We start from the raw sequence: 16,776 nt of genomic DNA, 5'->3' as shown, positions 1-16,776 counted from the left end.
GGCAAGAGGAACATATGTGAAGCAGTCTGCATTTGGATTTTTATTGTTTTGGGCATTTTCTTTAGTGTGGGCGCAAAGCCCTTTTGTCTTAACGGGTCTGAAAAGCTATACCCCGGTGGTTGCCATAGAATCAGGCAAGGTGGATAAAAAGATTAAACCCATGATCCTTGAAGAGATGGAAAGGATCAGCAAAGAACTCGGTATCGATACCAAAAGCGATACTTCCCGTGCTTTTGCTTTTGATATAAAGCGTATTAGTGTGGGCGAAACGATAGCAATCAAAGTAGATCTCATGGTGAGCGAAAACCTGCAGCGTCCGCAGGAGAGGGAGCAGCTGTTTGTTCTTTCTTATGCAGATACACATGTTTTTGTGCCCGAGGATTTAGAAGAAGATCTTATGGATGCCGTTGATGAGATGCTAGCAAAGTTTGCTTCACAATATGAAGAGGACAACAGCAAAACACTTACTGTAAAATCTGCCTCTGAGCATATACCTTTTGCTACAAAAATGCACTATGAAACCGATTATAAAAAAGCTTTAGGCAAAGCAAAAAAAGAACAAAAGCTTTTGATGGTTTTCATGAGCACAAATTATTGTCCATGGTGCAGAAAACTTGAAAATCGTGTGCTTTCCAGAGAAGATATCGACAAAGATATCAAAGCGCAGTTTGTCCCTTTGATGCTCAATTTTAGTGAAAAAAACTTTCCTTCACAATTCAATGATATTGCCATAACGCCGGTGCTTTACATTCTCGATCCTCAGACCGAAAAAATCGAAAATACCTTTGTAGGCTACAATAACCATGAATCATTTTTGCAGTTTCTTAAGCAGGTTGCCGGTCATGCAAGGAAACAGTAGTATGTCACAGGATATACAATGAAAGCCATACGATACAATCATCAAGAAATCTTTCCTTCTAAAGTTGTCTGTATCGGACGAAACTATGTAGAGCATATAGAAGAACTTGGCAATGAGATCCCTGCTGCTATGGTTGTTTTCAACAAACCAAATTCAGCCATAAGCGACAGGTTATACTTTGTAAGCGAAGATACACGCTTTGAGGGTGAGATTACTTTTTTGATTCAAAAAGGAAAGATTGCAGGGGTAGGGTTTGGGCTTGATCTGACCAAGGCAACACTTCAAAATTATCTTAAATCCAAGGGCCTGCCCTGGGAGAGAGCCAAGGCATTTGATCATTCGGCGGTACTAAGTGAGTTTGTGCCGTTTGAAGGGAATCTTGGTTCATTGAGCATGAAACTCTATATCAATGATGTTTTGATACAATTTGCAACCTATGAGCTGATGATGTATAAACCCCAAACGATGATCGATGAAATAGAAAGCTTTATGCACCTCGAAGACGGCGATGTAATCATGAGCGGTACGCCCAAAGGAGTCGGAACGTATGCCGCAGGTGACAGATTTGTAGGACAGATTTACAGCCATAACGTGCTTATCTTGGAAAAAAGCTGGAAAGCAGAAGCGAAAGATGTTGTTTGAAATAGCCGAATATATAGGAATTGTTGCCTTTGCTACGAGCGGGTTTTTCGTCGGGGTTCAAAATAGGCTGGATTTTTTAGGAGTGCTTATCTCTGTATTTTTGACAACGCTTGGCGGAGGAATCATGCGGGATATTGCCGTTGACAGGATACCTTATGCTTTCACGCAAAATACGCCTGCCATTATGGCGATAGGAGTGATGACGGCGCTGATCTTATTTCGTTTTCACAAAAAAGACAGTCTTGAAAACAAAGCTTTTTTTATCGTCAGTGACTCTATAGGGCTGATCTCTTTTAGTATTACCGGCTCAATGATCGCGTTAGAATACGGATTTAATCTCACGGGTGTATTGGCATTGGCTTTTGTGACGGCAGTTGGCGGAGGAATCATGCGGGATATTATTATCAATGAGATTCCTTTTGTCTTTAAAACAGGATTCTACGGAACTATTGCACTTTTGATAGGATTTTGTCTTTATGTGCTGGATCGCTATGATCTTGTGCAGGTTTATACGATCGCTGTTGTGTTTGTTCTGGGCGTAGTGCTTCGACTGGTTGCTTACTACAGAAAATGGTCCATTCCTCTTGTGTGACGGGATCGGCAAAAAGTATCCGGTCAATAAAACTGTTTTAGTATTTCTTTTTGACGCAAAAAACAAAACTGCTTTAAAAATAAATATTTTTTGGTATGATAAAAAAAACCAAAGAGCAGTAACAAAAATGAAAAGAGTTCCTACGATATGTCCCTACTGCGGTACCGGATGCAATATCTATTTGACTTCCAAAAGCGGCAAAGTGGTTGGTGTGCATCCTTCTTGTCATAATGATGTCAATAGTGCGAAACTGTGTGTAAAAGGGTGGAATATCCCCGAGTTCATTACCCATCCGGATCGCTTGAAAAAACCTCTTATTAGGAAAAACGGAGAACTTACAGAGTGCGAGTGGGAAGAAGCCTTGGAATTTTCCGCCCAAAAACTGCTTGAAATCAAAACTAAGCAGTCCCCTGATGCGATTAGTATCATAGGTTCTGCAAGATGTACAAACGAGGAACTCTATCTTGCCCAGAAGTTTGCCCGCACAACGATCGGAACGAACAATATCGATCATTGTGCACGTATTTGTCATGCCCCGACTGTTACGGGGCTGATAGCTTCGCTTGGAAGCGGAGGGATGACCAATCCGATAAAAGATATCGAAAATGCGAAAACGATATTTTTGATAGGAGGCAATCCTTTTGAAGCGCACCCAATCATAGCCGGACATATCATCAATGCTGTAGACAACGCAACCGAACTGATTGTGGCGGATCCAAGACGCACAAGACTGTGCGATTTTGCCGCTATGCACTTGCAGCTAAAGTCCGGATCAGACATAGCGCTTATAAACGCGATGGCAAAGGTCATTATAGATGAAAATCTTACCGATCAGGAGTTTATAAAAAACAATACTGAAAAGTATGAAGAGTTCAGGAGGTCTCTCAAAGATCTTTCTTTGGCAGAAGCACAATTTATAACAGGCATAGACGAAGAGAAGATTAGGGTGGCGGCAAGAAAGTATGCAACACAAAAACCCTCCTCTATCATCTATACCCTTGGTATCACCGAACACTACACGGGAACGGCAAATGTCAGGGCCTTGGCAAACCTCACGCTTTTAACGGGTAATATAGGAAAACCAGGATCGGGCATAAACCCTTTGCGGGGTCAAAACAACGTGCAGGGCGGCTGCGATATGGGTGTGGCTCCGTTTATGCTTCCCGGATATAAATTCATCAACCCTCTGTGCGGAGGCAAAAGCGATAGGGAAACGATCAAAAAATACGAAGAGGTGTGCCGTGCGCCTTTTCCCATTCGGCAGGGTCTTATGACGCCGCAAATGATCGAAGGTGCACTAAACGGTACCATGAAAGCGATGTGGATCATAGGTGAAGATCTTCTGACTACCGAAGCCAATGCGCATAAAACACGAAAAGCCCTTGAAAACCTTGATTTTCTGATTGTAAGCGATCTGTTTTTAACGCCTACTGCGCAGATGGCAGACGTGGTTTTTCCCGCCTGTTCATTTGCCGAGAAAGAGGGGACCTTTACAAACACCGAAAGAAGGGTCCAGAGGATAAACAAAGTGATCGAACCTTTGGGGGAATCAAAAAGCGACCTTGAGATCACAAGTCTCCTCTCTTCGAAGATGGGTTATCCTATGAAGTATAAAAGTTTTGAAGAGGTGTTTGAAGAGATGAAAAGTCTCACTCCCCAATATGAAGGTATAAGCTACAAGAGACTTGAAGACAAAGGGAGTCTTCAATGGCCCTGCTCAAAAGAAGACTCCGGGGGCACACCCATATTGCACCGTGAAGGCATCGCAAGAGGGAGGGGGGAGTTTTATGTTCCTGAATTTTTGGAGCCGAGGGAAACTCCTGATGCCGAGTTCCCGTTTTACCTTTCCACCGGACGGATACTTTTTCACTATAATTGCAGTTCCATGAGCGGCAGGACGACAAGGCTCGCAAGGGAATTTTCTGAAAACTTTGTCATGATAAATCCTGAAGATGCAAGGCGGCTTGGCATTGAAGAGCATCAGGAGGTGATCGTCTCAACAAGAAGAGGGGAGATCAGCGTAAGGGCAAAAGTGACTGATGAAACTGCTCCCGGCCTTCTTTGGATGCCTATCAATTTTTACAAGAGCCGCACCAATCTTCTTACCAATGATGCAATGGATGAAAAAAGCGGAGTCAGCGAAGTAAAAGTCTGTGCAGCAGCTATCAAAAGGAGCGAAACGTGAATTACAAAACAGATGGCGACTCCATTGCAGAATGGATAAAATCACTTTGCCAATCCCATGAGGTAATCGCGCCCAAAAAAGAGCCGAACGGCGATATATTCTACTCTATTGTGGAGCCTTCAGACGCGGTTTGCCTGGACTTTGCGGGCACCCCGATCAATACCCCCAAAGATTTTATCTATGAAAACTATAAAAGTCTTATCAGATGGAATTTGGCCGGCAATGAGGCTGCTATAGAAACTTTTGAAGAAAAGTCCAAAAAAAGAATTATTTTTTTAAGAAACTGCGACATAAAAGCAATCAGGCTTCTGGATGTGTGGTTCGAACAAGACATGGCGGATGCAAACTATAAAAAGTTTAGAGAAAATCTTACGCTTGTCACCCTAGGGTGCCATTTGATTGGACCCCACTGCTTTTGCTCAACCTTTGGGGTTGATCCTATAGAAAAGGAAGATTATGAACTTCAGCTTATAAAAGAAGAAACCGGTTATATTGTGCAGGCAAAAAATCCCATGTTTGAACTGCCAAAACATCTCGAAGAGATATCGTATGAACCAAAAGAGCTAAAAACCGTCATTTTGGATCTTGGAAACGCACATACTATAAATGATTTTGAAAAAAATACAGAGTTATACGGTGAGATAACCAAGCGCTGTCAGCTTTGTGACGGGTGTACATTCTTGTGTCCTACCTGCACCTGCTATGATATAGCCGATCATGGCGATGAAATAAAAGGAGAAAGACTTAGGCTCTGGGATTCCTGCCTCTTTTCAAGTTTTACGAAGATGGCCAAAGGATATGACCCTGAGCCCACCTTTGCCCATGCCTGGAGCAGAAGGCTCTCCTGCAAGCTTGTCATGAATGATCGAAGCTGCATAGGATGCGGAAGGTGCGACATGACTTGTCCGAGCAATATAGGAATGAAAAGTATTTTGATGCTGGCGCAATCAAAGGATCACATATGAACACCCAGAGACCGATACCCGCAGTGATAAGAAACGTAGAACATCCCGGCAAATATGTAAAAATATTTACACTTCTTCCAAAAGAGCCCATATTTTTCACTCCGGGGCAATTTCTTATGGTGTCTGTGTTTCCGGAAGGCGAAGCGGCTTTTACTCCCTGTTCATGCATTAAAGAGGACGGCAGTTTTGAGATCGCCATAAACCTTGTGGGCAGGCTGACATCAAAGCTTCATTCAATGCATGCGGGTGATATCATTGGTATAAGAGGCGGTTACGGCAAAGGTTTTTCTGTGCAAAAGGCTGTCAACTCATCAAATATTACGATCATTGCAGGCGGCATCGGGATAGCACCCTTGCGGTTTTTGATACAGGAGTTGCTGGCATACGACGACAGACCCAAGATAAACATCATCTACAGCGCAAACAAAGCTTCCAAGTTTCTCTTTTTGGATGATTTGGAGAGTTGGCAAAATGAAAAAGAAATAGCTCTGTATCTCGCTGCTGCAGAAGCTGATATAAAATGGAAAGGGTATATCGGAAGATCTACCGACATGATAGAAAAACTTAAAAAAATAGATGAAAATTCTTCCTTTTTTGTCTGCGGCCCACCCCCCATGTTTTCTTCTGTTCTTGAAAAATTGAAACTATTTTTGGTTGATGAAAAAAATATATTTTTTACACTTGAGAGAAATATGAGATGCGGTATCGGCAAGTGCGGGCACTGCTATATGGGGGACATAAGGCTGTGCGTTGACGGTCCGGTAATGAGTGTATCTGATATCAAAAAACATCATTTGATCGTTTTTAGGCAGAGCGAACCGTTCATGAGCAGATACAGAAAATAGCAAAATAACAATTTGTATTAAGCTTCGTTAAAAAAACGGTAAAGTTTCGTTTAATTTCATGGTTCATACTTGCGGTGTCGAAAGAGACACATTATGAAAAAGGAAATAAAATGAAAAAGTTAAAAATCGTAGCGATAGCCACTGTGTTTGCAATAGCAGGTCTAACCGCCGCTCATGCAGGCCCCTATGCAAACAAGCAAAAGCAATGCAAACAGATGCAGCAACAAAGAGCCGATATGCAAAATATATTTGAACAATTAAATTTAAGCAATGAGCAAAAAACAGCCTTGCAGGCAAACCGTCAGGAGATGAGACAAAGCAGACAGGCGATGCATGCGCAGATGAAAGGCAAACGCACTCAAGGACAATTTGTGAGTGTAAATGGATTTGATAAACAGGGGTTTATCAATGCACAGATGGAAAGAATACAGATGAGAGCCGATATGCATGCTCAAAGGTTTGAAAAAACGATGCAAATTTTGACACCTGAACAGAGAGTAAAGTTTGTGGCGCTTTTAAAAGAGCAAAACAAATAAGCTATAATACTCCATGATAAATATTTTGATGATAGAAGATGACGCGCAGTATGCGTCGCTTCTAAGCGATTTTTTAGAGCGATACAATATAAAAGTCACCAATTACGAAGATCCCTACCTTGGCCTGAGTGCCGGTGTGCAAAAATATGATTTGCTTATCCTTGACTTGACATTGCCCGGGATGGATGGCCTTGAAGTATGCAAGGAGGTGGTTAAAAAATATGATATTCCCATCATCATCTCTTCGGCCAGGTCTGATGTGAGCGACAAAGTGACAGGGTTGCAATTGGGAGCAGATGATTATCTGCCCAAACCTTATGACCCCCAAGAGATGTATGCCCGGATTATCTCGCTGTTAAGACGCTACAAAAAAATCCACGAAGAAGAATCTCGTTTTAGTTTAACATTGGATGAAGCAAGAGAGCAGATATTGTTTAACCGCGAAGAACTTGATCTTACTCCTGCGGAGTATGTGGTGCTTAAGCTGCTTATACAGCATCGCGGCAATACTGTGTCTAAAGAGCAGATACTTTATGATTCTGATGTATTTCAGTTTGGAAGCGACGGCTCTTTGGCGGTGATTATCAATCGTCTGCGCAATAAACTCTCAGATGAGGTAAATATTAAAACCGTACGCGGTGTAGGGTATAAATTGCTATCATGACCATTTACAGCAAGATACGTATTATTTTTTTGGTTTCTTTTGTTTTTGTCAGCGCTTTTTTTGCCTCTTATTTGTATATACAAAAAGCACAGCATTTCCAAAAAATAGAGAAACGATACATACAGACGTCTCTTTTTCTTCATAAGTATTTTAGGCAAAGCGCACAAAATGGAGATCCTCTTGATTTTGACGATCCCAGCTTCAATCTTTATTTAAAAGAGAGCGGCTTTAAACTGATAGATGATACCCAAGCCGTTAAATCTATTCGCGAGCATACCTACTTGATGCAGAAAAAAAGGATATTGCATAGCAGATTTGAAATATTGAAGCTGAAACAAAAAATGTATCTTTGGCTAGAGCATCCGCATTTTGAGTTGCTTTTGGAAGATCAGCAGGAAAATTCTTTTCCATGGCAAATATTTTTTTGGTATTTGGTCAGTTTGGTTTTTCTGTTAAGCCTTTATTTATGGTTGACACGGAGTCTCGAGCCATTAAAAATTTTACAGGAGAATATCCACAAGGTTGCTCAAGGAGATCTTAAAATATCGTTTAAAAGTGAGGCCAAAGATGAGATAGCAGAGGTTTCCAATGCTTTTGATAGTGCACTTAAAAAGCTCGAATCCCTTATCCAGTCCAGACAGCTTTTTTTGCGTATGATCATGCATGAGCTTAAAACGCCCATTGGAAAAGGAAAACTGCTCAATGTATTTTTAGAGGACGTTTCGCAAAAAGAGAGCTATGAGGCCGTATTTGAACGGTTAGAACTGCTCATAGAAGAATTTTCAAAAATTGAACAGATGCTTTCAGCAAAATATATGCTTAAAATATCAAAGTACAATGCAAGGGATATTGTAGAGCAGGCAATGGAACTGATGTTTATCGATGAAGAGGGGGTGCAAAAACAAGTGCATATTGCAGAAGAAGAACCGCTTGTTTTTTTGAGCGATTTTGAGCTTCTCTCACTGGCATTCAAGAATCTTATGGACAATGCCATCAAATACTCGCCTGATCATCGGGTTTCTATCACAATAAAAGAAAAAAGCATTCTTTTTGCCAACAGCGGAGAACAATTTACCCACACTATTGAAGACTATCAGCAGCCTTTTCACGAGAAAGGACATGGATTGGGGTTGGGATTGTATATTGTTTATACGATTATGGAAGTATTAAAATTGAAGCTGACATATACCTATGAAAAAAATGAAAATCGGTTTATCATTACCGTGCCGGAAGATTAAAGCCTTTTTCTCATCCCCTTGTGAATTTAATTCGGGACAATGACGAGAGAAGCTTGAGGCTTTATCATTGTTTCGCGTTTTGTTTAACAGTATTTAACAGCTCTAAAAACTCTTGTTTGTCTCTGTAGCCCTGTATCTGAGCGATAACAGTTTCACCATCCTTATTGATAAAGTAAAAAGAGGGAGTTCCCAATGATTTCATCCCTAGAGGAAGTTTTTCAAGCGCTACATCAGTTTTGACAATGACAAAGTCTTTGAGCAGCGCTTCGACCACCTCTTTTTCGACCATCACTTCTCTGTCCATTTTGATGCACCATTTGCAATAAGGCAAAATACCCCGTATCATAATGATTTTATCCTCTTGTTTGGCTAACTCTTTGGCTTTTTCAAAACTGACAAAAGGGGCACTGTGTTCGGCGATCATCGCTTCGCCATAGCTAAAAATAAAGTTGCTGAGCGCTTCAATCTCGTCTTCATTTAACAAATCTTTCATGCTTGGCATGGCGGGGAAGAATTTTGTCATCTCCGGCGGCACCACATTTTTCTTTTTATCCGGAGCCGCAATATAGTTTTCGATAAACGCTTCCACTTCCAGGCGCTGGGATTCTTCATCGGCTTTTATATCCCCAATATTCAGACGTACGCCAAAGGAGAGTTGGTTGAGCGTCGGCGCCTTTAATTTAAGAAGAGTATTGTTGCTCTGTGCATTTTTTTTGAGTTCATTCAGGGGGATATAGTAACTGTGACAGGAGGCACACTTGGCATCAAATACCTCTTTGCCCTCTACTCCAAATAAAAATGAACATCCGGCCAAAATAAACCAAAATAACTTTTTCATTGCTTCTCCTTTTATTGTCAAATCATAGCAAAAAATACAAAAACACTCAAACGCAAGCTCAAGACAGGGTTGAAAAGTATTTTATATGTGATTATTTTTTCATATAGTGTACAATTGCACATACAAAAAGGCGTGAGATGAAAATTAATATAATCGTTATAGACAAAAAAAGCAAAGAGTTACTTTATGCTCCCCTCATAGAGCATTACAAAAAGATTGCCAAACCGTTTGCCAAAGTTGAAGTGATAGAAATTTTTGACAAAGAGATTGCTAAGGCGCAAGATCTTTCGGCGATAGCAGCACAGCGATCCTATTCCAATGCACTGCAGAGATATCTCAGCGGGGGTACCGCTATCGCTTTGGATCCTTCTTCAAAAGAAGTCGATAGTTTTGATTTTGCAAAACTGCTTAAGGATAGTGCGGAGATAAACTTCTTTATCGGCGGTGCATACGGGCTTGAAAGGGATTTTTTGATTAAATGTAATTATGCTATATCATTTGGTAAAATAACGCTTTCACATAAGTTGGTGAAAGTAGTATTGTTGGAGCAGATATTTAGAGGGCTTGCCATCAATCACAATCACCCATATCACAAATAGGAATATACATATGCTTAGCAAATCTCAGTTAGAAGAGTTTAGAATAAAATTGACTGCAAGAAAGGCACAGATAGAAAAAAATCTTGCCGGAACCGCACTTGAGTTAGACGAAATGAGAAATCTTGATTTAAATGATGAGGGAGATTATGCAGCAGCATCTGCTGAAAGTGCAGTTGATAGTGCCATTTTAATACAACAACGTAAAGAATTAAACGAAATTGAACTTGCTTTGGATAAAATAAAAAAAGGAACTTACGGTATTTGTGAAATGTGCGAAGAACCTATAGGCCGCAAACGGTTAGAGGTTAAAAATTTTGCACGTTTTTGTATCACATGTCGGGAGATCAACGAAAAAGAACAGAAGTAAAGGACGAAACATGAGAATAGGTTTATATATTTTTGCCACACTTACCCTTGCAGCAATTGTAGGGGCATTTGTATATACGGTAAATCCAAATAATTATCTTCTTGAAGTTACTGGAATTCATTTTAATCTTCCTGTGGCCGTTTGGATTATCCTGCCTATGCTTTTGTTGCTAGTGTTCACAATCATACATATGCTTTTTTATGGATTTAAAAACTATTTAAAACTAAAAAAATGGCAAAGGGATGCTGCAACATTGGATGACGCCTTTTATTGGTCTTTGATTAATGAGCCTAAAGATCAAAAATATGCGCTAGATGAGATAAAAAATTCGGCTATGCTTTTAAGTAAAGCTTCTATTGATATGAAGGAGAATGTTGAAGGTTTAAATTCAAGACTGACAAAAATCATAAATCTCATTCAGAAGATAAAAAGCGGGGAGTATGTAGATCTCAAAGAGCATAAAATGACAAAATTATTTAGCGAAAACAATCCTCTTTTGATACAAAATAGACTTAACCGTTTGGAGTCAGATAAAGAGTTTGTGGAAGAGGTCATGAAATCTCCCTCTCTATTTTCCAAGGCTGTGCAAAAAAAAGCATTAGAAATTTTTGCAGCCCGCGAGACTTTTTATAAAGCACGCAAATATGCGAAAACTTTTGATGCAAAAAACTTCAAAGCAATGCTTAAAAGAGTTGGCGGAACAGAAGATATGGGTTTGAGTGTCGAAATTCTCAATGAATTTGTTGAAGGATTAAAGCTTGAGTGCAGCGATTTTGTCTATATTGCAAGTATCACAAAGAAGCAATTTACACCTGATCAAAATTTGGCACTGTTTAAAAAATATCAGCAAAACAATCTCAAGGCCCAAAATGCCTATCTTTATCTTCTTTTTGAATATGAGCTTTTAGAAGAAGTGGGTAAATATCTTGAAGAGCAGAACGAAAGCGAGTTTATAAAATTCAGAGCACTTTATGAACTAAAGCAGGAACATAAAAAATATAAACTTGAAGATCTTATAGAGGTAGATACCGTTTGCAATGAAGCTTGATTTTTCTCAACCTCTCTATGTGTTAGCCCCTCTTGCCGGCTACACAGATCTTCCTTTCCGTTCCGTTGTTAAAAAATTCGGTGCAGATCTGACGGTAAGCGAAATGATCAGTTCGAATGCTTTGGTTTATCAAAGTAAAAAAACGATTAAAATGCTTGAAAAAAGCCCCTTGGAAGATCCGTATAGCATTCAGTTGGCAGGCTCTGATCAAAACGTCATGAGACGGGCTGTTGAATATCTAAATACGCTTGAAGGCGTAAGCTGTATCGATCTTAATTGCGGTTGTCCGGCTCCAAAGATTGTCAATAACCTTCAAGGTTCCTCCCTGTTGACTGATTTGCCGAAAATGGGTGAAACGATCAGAACAATCAAAAAATATTCAAACAAACCCTATACTTCAGTGAAGTTTAGACTAGGGTTTAATGAAAAGAATCATATCGAGATTGCTAAAGTATGTGAAGATAACGGCGCAGATTTTATCGCTGTTCATGGAAGAACAAGGGCAGGAAGATATAAGGCAGCTGTCGATTATGATGCGATACGAGAGATAAAGGAAACGGTTGCTATTCCTATCATTGCCAACGGGGATATTGATTCACCGCAAAAGGCGAAGTGGGTGCTTGACTATACCGGCGCTGACGGAGTTATGGTGGGGCGTGCAGCGGTTGGACGACCCTGGATTTTTCATCAGATGAAAGAAGGGATGCAAGAGGTTTCTTCAGAGCTTGTCAAAGCGGTCGTTTTAGAGCATTTTGATCAGATGGTCGCTTATTATGGCGAGTATGGGGCTATCTTGTTCCGTAAGCATTTGCATACGTATTCAAAAGCAGGATATCAGGGCGCTTCGGTATTTCGAGATCTGATTAACCGTATCGAAAATGCCGGTGAAATGAGAGAGGCCGCGAGTATATTTTTTTCTCAACCTTTTTTGGTTCACATGCAATGAAATACTATTTTTTCCTTTTTGCTTTTTTGTTTGTTTCCTGCGCCAAAAAAGATATGGAAATTATTGCTGATATTCCTGAAGCTTCGGGAATTTGTTATTCAGGCACAACAGATACGCTTTTTGTTGCCAATGATGAAGGTAAAGTCTATGAAGTTTCGACTAGCGGCAAGATTTTGCGTCATAAGAAATTGGGTAAATATGATCTTGAAGGTGTGGCATGCGATGATGCCCAAAAACAGCTTTATTTTGTGATCGAGGGCAAGGATAATCTATTGATCGTTGATCAAAGTACGCTTCAAGTGCTCAAAGAGATGAATGTTGAGAGAATGTATCATGGTAAAAAGCTGCTCGTAAAAGATGAAGAACATGGATTAGAGGGGATTGCTATAGCCGGAGATAAGATCTATTTGGCAAATCAGTCGAAAAATCCTTATCCAAAAGATGACCCTTCACTCATTGTTGTGATTGATAAGTACAATGATAAAGAAGCAAAGATCGTAACGATCATTGACCCACAATACAAAGATATAGCCGGATTGAGTTTTTATAAAGGGTATCTCTATATGGTGAGTGACAAAGAAGACCTTTTAATCAAGTATGATTTGAAAAAAGCTAAAACTGTTTGGGTGAGAAAGTTGCCAAAATTTGCCCAGGAAGGTATCACTTTTGATAATAAAGGAATGATGTATCTTGCAGACGATGAGGGTCGAGTACTCAAATATCAAATGGATGATCTTGAAGCATTTTAGATAGAAATCTTTTGATGGCCAATAGCCGTAACCTTGAACAAATCAACGATAAAAATGCTATAATCTCCATTTTCAAAAAAGGAACCATTGATGTTTATGGAATTGGGGCTGCTGGGTATTTTTATCGGTATCGTGTCAGGTTTTTTCGGGATTGGCGGGGGAACTGTGAGTGTTCCGATTTTACTCTATCTTGGATTTGACATTAAGCAGGCGATTGCAATATCGGTGATGCAAATGGCAGTCAGTTCTGTTGCCGGTGCTTTGATTCATCGAAAAAAACAGACTTATTCGCTGGGAGATATGCAGTATTTCGGCTACGGCGGTATTGTGGGTGCGATGATCGGCGGATATCTGGTTTCCATTCTCCATGGTGCGATTTTGGGATGGATATTTCTTGCATTGGTTATCTTTACTTTGGCAAAACTTTTTTTGGCAAATCCTGAACCAATTCATGAAAAGATTGTCAATTATCCGCTTTATTTGGCTATCGGAACCGGAGTTGGGGTCTTTTCGGGAATGCTTGGCGTAGGCGGATCGATCCTGATGACGCCTATTCTGGTCAGTTTTTTGGGGTTTCCGCTTAAAAAAGCGTCATCGGTCGGTCTTTTTTATGTGATGTTTACATCGATCTCTTCTTTTGTCACGCTTTCATGGCTTGGGATGATGCAGTATCAGGCAGGGGCCATAATGGCTTTAGGTTCTTTGATTGGAATCAGAGCAGGCATCTGGCTGCTCCAAAAGATTAAAATTACTCACTATAAGCAGTTTTTGGTTGCTTTTTACGTTGTTATATTGATTATTACAGCAAATAAATTACTATTAGGTTAAAACTATGAATATGATTAAAATTTTTGGAGCAAAAGAGAATAACTTAAAAAATATTGATTTGCAGATTCCTAAAAATAAACTGGTGGTGTTTACCGGAATCAGCGGAAGCGGTAAGTCAACTCTCGCTTTTTCTACGCTTTACGCGGAAGGACAGCGTCGCTATATCGAATCACTCTCTTCCTATGCCAGACAGTTTTTGGGACAGGCCGGCAAACCGAACGTTGACAAAATAGAGGGGTTGACTCCGGCAATCGCTATAGACCAAAAAACAACTTCCAAAAATCCTCGTTCAACGGTAGGGACTATCACTGAAATCTATGATTATCTCAGACTGCTTTTTGCCCGTATAGGAAAACAGTATTGTCATGAATGCGGCAAACCTATCTCTTCGATGTCCGCAAGTGATATCATAGAAGAGGTGCTCAAACTTCCCGAGGGAGCCAAACTGGTTATCATGGCGCCTCTGGTGAAAGAAAAAAAAGGTACATTCGCAGATATGTTCGAATCTTTGCGCCACAAAGGCTATGTACGTGCAATGGTAGATGGAGTGGTGGTGCGCCTAGATGAAGAGATAGAGCTCTCTAAAACCAAAAAACATACGATTAAGGTGATTGTAGACAGGGTGGTCGTAAAAGAAGAAAGCCGCGACCGCATAGGTCAGGATGTTGAAAAGGCACTCAAGGAGAGTTATGGGGAGATGGAAATTGAGGTGCTCAATTTTGAAGAGTTGGGACTTGAGAGTGAGCATTTCCACTACTCTGAACATTTGGCTTGCTTTGACTGCAAGATCAGCTTCGAGCCGTTGGAGCCCATAAGTTTCTCTTTTAATTCCCCCAAAGGCGCATGTCCTGCTTGCGATGGATTGGGAATCAGATATACCATAGATCTTAAAAAAATTATAGATTCTGATTTGAGTATAGACAAAGGCGCAATCAAAATCATGTACGGGTTTAACAAAAGCTATTATACTAAATTCTTAACATCTTTTTGTGAACAAAACAGTATTGATATCAAAATCCCTTACGCAGAGCTTCCCTCTTTTCAGCAAAAAGCAATACTTTACGGTATAGGCGGTACGGTTGATTTTATTTGGAAAAAGCATAAGCTCACTCGTGAGTGGCCGGGTGTTATCAGGTTTGCACATGATATGTTTAAAGAAGAAAAAGATCTTTCAGAGTATATGACTGAAAAGGTATGCGACCAGTGTCAAGGACATAGACTAAAACCCAGTTCTTTGGCGGTAAAGATAGCGGATAAAAATATTGCGGATATGATTGATATGCCGATCGACAAAAGCTATGCGTATTTTGCAGATGAGGAAAGTTTCTCACACTTGAATGAGCAGCAAAGCATGATAGCAAAATCCATTCTCAAAGAAATACAAGAAAGACTGTTTTTTTTATATGACGTTGGGCTTGGATATCTTTCGCTTAGCCGTGATGCCAGAACCATCTCCGGAGGTGAAGCGCAGCGTATCCGTATCGCTTCTCAGATAGGTTCCGGTTTAACCGGTGTCATGTATGTGCTTGATGAGCCTAGCATCGGATTGCATGAGCGTGATACGATGAAACTTATCCGCACACTTAACTCTCTTCGCGACAAAGGAAATTCTGTTATCGTTGTCGAACATGACAAAGAAACCATACTGGCGGCTGATTATATCGTTGATATTGGACCCGGAGCAGGTAAATTCGGCGGACATATTGTTTTTGCAGGAGACGCTGCGAAGCTAGCTAAAGCAAAGACTCTTACAGCAGATTATATGTTTGGGAAAAAAGAGATTAATTATCCCCATAATAAGCCGCAAAATGAATGGATAGAGATCAAAAATGTAACGCTAAACAATATCAAAGATCTCGATGTAAGAATACCGTTACAAAATTTTGTATGTGTGACCGGGGTAAGCGGAAGCGGCAAAAGTTCACTTATTTTGCAAACACTGTTGCCCGTTGCCAGAGAATTGCTCAATCATGCCAGAAAAGTCAATAAGGTTGACGGGGTAGAGATTAACGGATTGGAAAAACTTGATAAGGTGATCTATCTTGATCAAAGCCCCATAGGACGCACACCCCGAAGCAATCCTGCTACATATACAGGGATAATGGACGAGATACGAAAGCTTTTTGCGCAGACCAAAGAAGCAGAACTCCGCGGATACAAAATAGGACGTTTTTCGTTTAACGTAAAGGGCGGACGCTGTGAGAAATGCCAGGGTGACGGACAGATCAAGATTGAGATGCACTTTTTGCCCGATGTTCTTGTGCGTTGCGATGCTTGCAAAGGCACACGTTATAATGCACAAACCCTTGAAGTGCACTACAAGGGTAAATCTATTGCCGATGTACTCTCCATGAGTGTAGGAGAAGCTTTGGAGTTTTTTAAAGCCATTCCTGCCATAGCAAGCAAACTAAAGACTTTGGTCGATGTGGGACTTGACTATATCGCTTTGGGACAAAATGCAACAACGCTTTCCGGCGGTGAAGCCCAGCGTATTAAACTCAGCAAAGAACTCAGCCGAAAAGATACGGGCCAGACACTTTATATTTTAGATGAACCCACAACGGGACTTCATTTTGCGGATATAGATAGATTGACAGGAGTGCTTCACCATCTTGTGGATCTGGGCAATTCCCTTGTTGTCATAGAACACAATCTGGATATGATTAAAAATGCAGACTATATCATCGATATGGGACCCGAAGGGGGAAACAAGGGGGGGTTCATTGTTGCTGTGGGATCACCCGAAGAGCTGGCAAAAGAGTATCATGCCACCGGCAGCTATACGGGAGAATATCTTGCAAAAGAGTTTAAAGAGATGCAAAAACGCACCTCTTCTAAGACGTCAAAAAGTTAATAAATAGAGTATTTTATCTTT

17 protein-coding genes are annotated in these 16,776 nt (G+C 40.5%); 16 read left to right on the top strand and 1 reads right to left on the bottom strand.

Annotation, left to right across the window (positions count from 1 at the left end; all coding sequences use genetic code 11):
- Positions 1-16: 16 nt before the first annotated feature.
- From CFH81_02955 to CFH81_02915, 9 genes are all read left to right on the top strand, one after another.
- Positions 17-859, top strand: coding sequence for a hypothetical protein (locus tag CFH81_02955; GenBank protein DAB41268.1), 843 nt, complete (start codon positions 17-19; stop codon positions 857-859).
- 18 nt (positions 860-877) lie between these two features.
- On the top strand, positions 878-1,501 hold the full coding sequence (locus CFH81_02950; protein DAB41267.1) for a 2-keto-4-pentenoate hydratase: 624 nt from the start codon (positions 878-880) through the stop codon (positions 1,499-1,501).
- Entirely contained in the window at positions 1,491-2,093 is a 603-nt protein-coding gene (locus tag CFH81_02945) for a hypothetical protein (protein DAB41266.1), read from the top strand. The genes CFH81_02950 and CFH81_02945 overlap by 11 nt, the downstream gene beginning before the upstream one ends.
- Before the next feature lie 127 nt (positions 2,094-2,220).
- Positions 2,221-4,278 carry a formate dehydrogenase subunit alpha gene (locus CFH81_02940; protein DAB41428.1) on the top strand — a complete coding sequence of 686 codons (2,058 nt, stop codon included), beginning with the start codon at positions 2,221-2,223 and terminating at the stop codon, positions 4,276-4,278.
- Positions 4,275-5,243 (top strand): hypothetical protein, encoded by a 969-nt coding sequence (locus CFH81_02935; GenBank protein ID DAB41265.1) that lies wholly within the window; start codon positions 4,275-4,277, stop codon positions 5,241-5,243. The genes CFH81_02940 and CFH81_02935 overlap by 4 nt, the downstream gene beginning before the upstream one ends.
- On the top strand, positions 5,159-6,088 hold the full coding sequence (locus CFH81_02930; protein DAB41264.1) for a hypothetical protein: 930 nt from the start codon (positions 5,159-5,161) through the stop codon (positions 6,086-6,088). Before CFH81_02935 ends, CFH81_02930 begins: the two co-directional genes overlap by 85 nt.
- A 110-nt stretch (positions 6,089-6,198) precedes the next feature.
- Positions 6,199-6,624: a hypothetical protein gene (locus CFH81_02925; GenBank protein ID DAB41263.1), complete on the top strand. Its 426-nt coding sequence runs from the start codon at positions 6,199-6,201 to the stop codon at positions 6,622-6,624.
- Positions 6,625-6,637: 13 nt separating this feature from the next.
- Positions 6,638-7,288, top strand: coding sequence for a DNA-binding response regulator (locus CFH81_02920; protein ID DAB41262.1), 651 nt, complete (start codon positions 6,638-6,640; stop codon positions 7,286-7,288).
- The gene (locus CFH81_02915; protein ID DAB41261.1) at positions 7,285-8,526 is read left to right on the top strand and encodes a hypothetical protein; all 1,242 of its coding nucleotides are present in this window, start codon (positions 7,285-7,287) and stop codon (positions 8,524-8,526) included. The genes CFH81_02920 and CFH81_02915 overlap by 4 nt, the downstream gene beginning before the upstream one ends.
- A gap of 64 nt (positions 8,527-8,590) precedes the next feature.
- Here the strand turns inward: CFH81_02915 and CFH81_02910 are convergent, their stop codons facing one another.
- Entirely contained in the window at positions 8,591-9,364 is a 774-nt protein-coding gene (locus tag CFH81_02910; GenBank protein ID DAB41260.1) for a hypothetical protein, read from the bottom strand.
- A 137-nt stretch (positions 9,365-9,501) separates the two neighbouring features.
- Between CFH81_02910 and CFH81_02905 the strand changes: the two genes are divergently transcribed.
- The 7 genes from CFH81_02905 (at position 9,502) to CFH81_02875 (ending at position 16,755) form a co-directional block, all read left to right on the top strand.
- Positions 9,502-9,963 carry a 23S rRNA (pseudouridine(1915)-N(3))-methyltransferase RlmH gene (locus tag CFH81_02905; GenBank protein ID DAB41259.1) on the top strand — a complete coding sequence of 154 codons (462 nt, stop codon included), beginning with the start codon at positions 9,502-9,504 and terminating at the stop codon, positions 9,961-9,963.
- Between the two features lie 10 nt (positions 9,964-9,973).
- Entirely contained in the window at positions 9,974-10,330 is a 357-nt protein-coding gene (locus tag CFH81_02900) for a molecular chaperone DnaK suppressor DksA (protein DAB41258.1), read from the top strand.
- 10 nt (positions 10,331-10,340) lie between these two features.
- A complete protein-coding gene (locus CFH81_02895; protein ID DAB41257.1) occupies positions 10,341-11,378 on the top strand; it encodes a hypothetical protein in 1,038 nt (345 codons plus the stop codon).
- A complete protein-coding gene (locus CFH81_02890; GenBank protein DAB41256.1) occupies positions 11,368-12,324 on the top strand; it encodes a tRNA dihydrouridine synthase DusB in 957 nt (318 codons plus the stop codon). Before CFH81_02895 ends, CFH81_02890 begins: the two co-directional genes overlap by 11 nt.
- Complete coding sequence (locus CFH81_02885) at positions 12,321-13,073, top strand: hypothetical protein (GenBank protein ID DAB41255.1); 753 nt, start codon at positions 12,321-12,323, stop codon at positions 13,071-13,073. Before CFH81_02890 ends, CFH81_02885 begins: the two co-directional genes overlap by 4 nt.
- A gap of 90 nt (positions 13,074-13,163) precedes the next feature.
- Positions 13,164-13,901 (top strand): hypothetical protein, encoded by a 738-nt coding sequence (locus CFH81_02880; GenBank protein ID DAB41254.1) that lies wholly within the window; start codon positions 13,164-13,166, stop codon positions 13,899-13,901.
- Positions 13,902-13,911: 10 nt separating this feature from the next.
- Positions 13,912-16,755, top strand: a complete 2,844-nt coding sequence (locus CFH81_02875; protein DAB41427.1) for an excinuclease ABC subunit A — start codon at positions 13,912-13,914, stop codon at positions 16,753-16,755.
- The last annotated feature ends 21 nt before the right edge of the window (positions 16,756-16,776 follow it).

The sequence above is a fragment of the Sulfurovum sp. UBA12169 genome, assembly GCA_002742845.1.
Lineage (GTDB): Bacteria > Campylobacterota > Campylobacteria > Campylobacterales > Sulfurovaceae > Sulfurovum.
Note: the sequence above shows the minus strand (reverse complement) of the source record. Positions and strands in the feature narration are given on the sequence as shown.

Excerpts from the sequence above, each read along its gene's own strand:
- CFH81_02875 (DAB41427.1), top strand. The coding sequence starts at position 13,912 with ATGATTAAAATTTTTGGAGCAAAAGAGAATAACTTAAAAAATATTGAT.
- CFH81_02920 (DAB41262.1), top strand. The coding sequence starts at position 6,638 with ATGATAAATATTTTGATGATAGAAGATGACGCGCAGTATGCGTCGCTT.
- CFH81_02950 (DAB41267.1), top strand. The coding sequence starts at position 878 with ATGAAAGCCATACGATACAATCATCAAGAAATCTTTCCTTCTAAAGTT.
- CFH81_02945 (DAB41266.1), top strand. The coding sequence starts at position 1,491 with ATGTTGTTTGAAATAGCCGAATATATAGGAATTGTTGCCTTTGCTACG.
- CFH81_02925 (DAB41263.1), top strand. The coding sequence starts at position 6,199 with ATGAAAAAGTTAAAAATCGTAGCGATAGCCACTGTGTTTGCAATAGCA.
- CFH81_02890 (DAB41256.1), top strand. The coding sequence starts at position 11,368 with ATGAAGCTTGATTTTTCTCAACCTCTCTATGTGTTAGCCCCTCTTGCC.
- CFH81_02905 (DAB41259.1), top strand. The coding sequence starts at position 9,502 with ATGAAAATTAATATAATCGTTATAGACAAAAAAAGCAAAGAGTTACTT.
- CFH81_02930 (DAB41264.1), top strand. The coding sequence starts at position 5,159 with ATGCGGAAGGTGCGACATGACTTGTCCGAGCAATATAGGAATGAAAAG.
- CFH81_02940 (DAB41428.1), top strand. The coding sequence starts at position 2,221 with ATGAAAAGAGTTCCTACGATATGTCCCTACTGCGGTACCGGATGCAAT.
- CFH81_02900 (DAB41258.1), top strand. The coding sequence starts at position 9,974 with ATGCTTAGCAAATCTCAGTTAGAAGAGTTTAGAATAAAATTGACTGCA.
- CFH81_02880 (DAB41254.1), top strand. The coding sequence starts at position 13,164 with ATGTTTATGGAATTGGGGCTGCTGGGTATTTTTATCGGTATCGTGTCA.
- CFH81_02910 (DAB41260.1), bottom strand. The coding sequence starts at position 9,364 with ATGAAAAAGTTATTTTGGTTTATTTTGGCCGGATGTTCATTTTTATTT.
- CFH81_02915 (DAB41261.1), top strand. The coding sequence starts at position 7,285 with ATGACCATTTACAGCAAGATACGTATTATTTTTTTGGTTTCTTTTGTT.
- CFH81_02885 (DAB41255.1), top strand. The coding sequence starts at position 12,321 with ATGAAATACTATTTTTTCCTTTTTGCTTTTTTGTTTGTTTCCTGCGCC.
- CFH81_02895 (DAB41257.1), top strand. The coding sequence starts at position 10,341 with ATGAGAATAGGTTTATATATTTTTGCCACACTTACCCTTGCAGCAATT.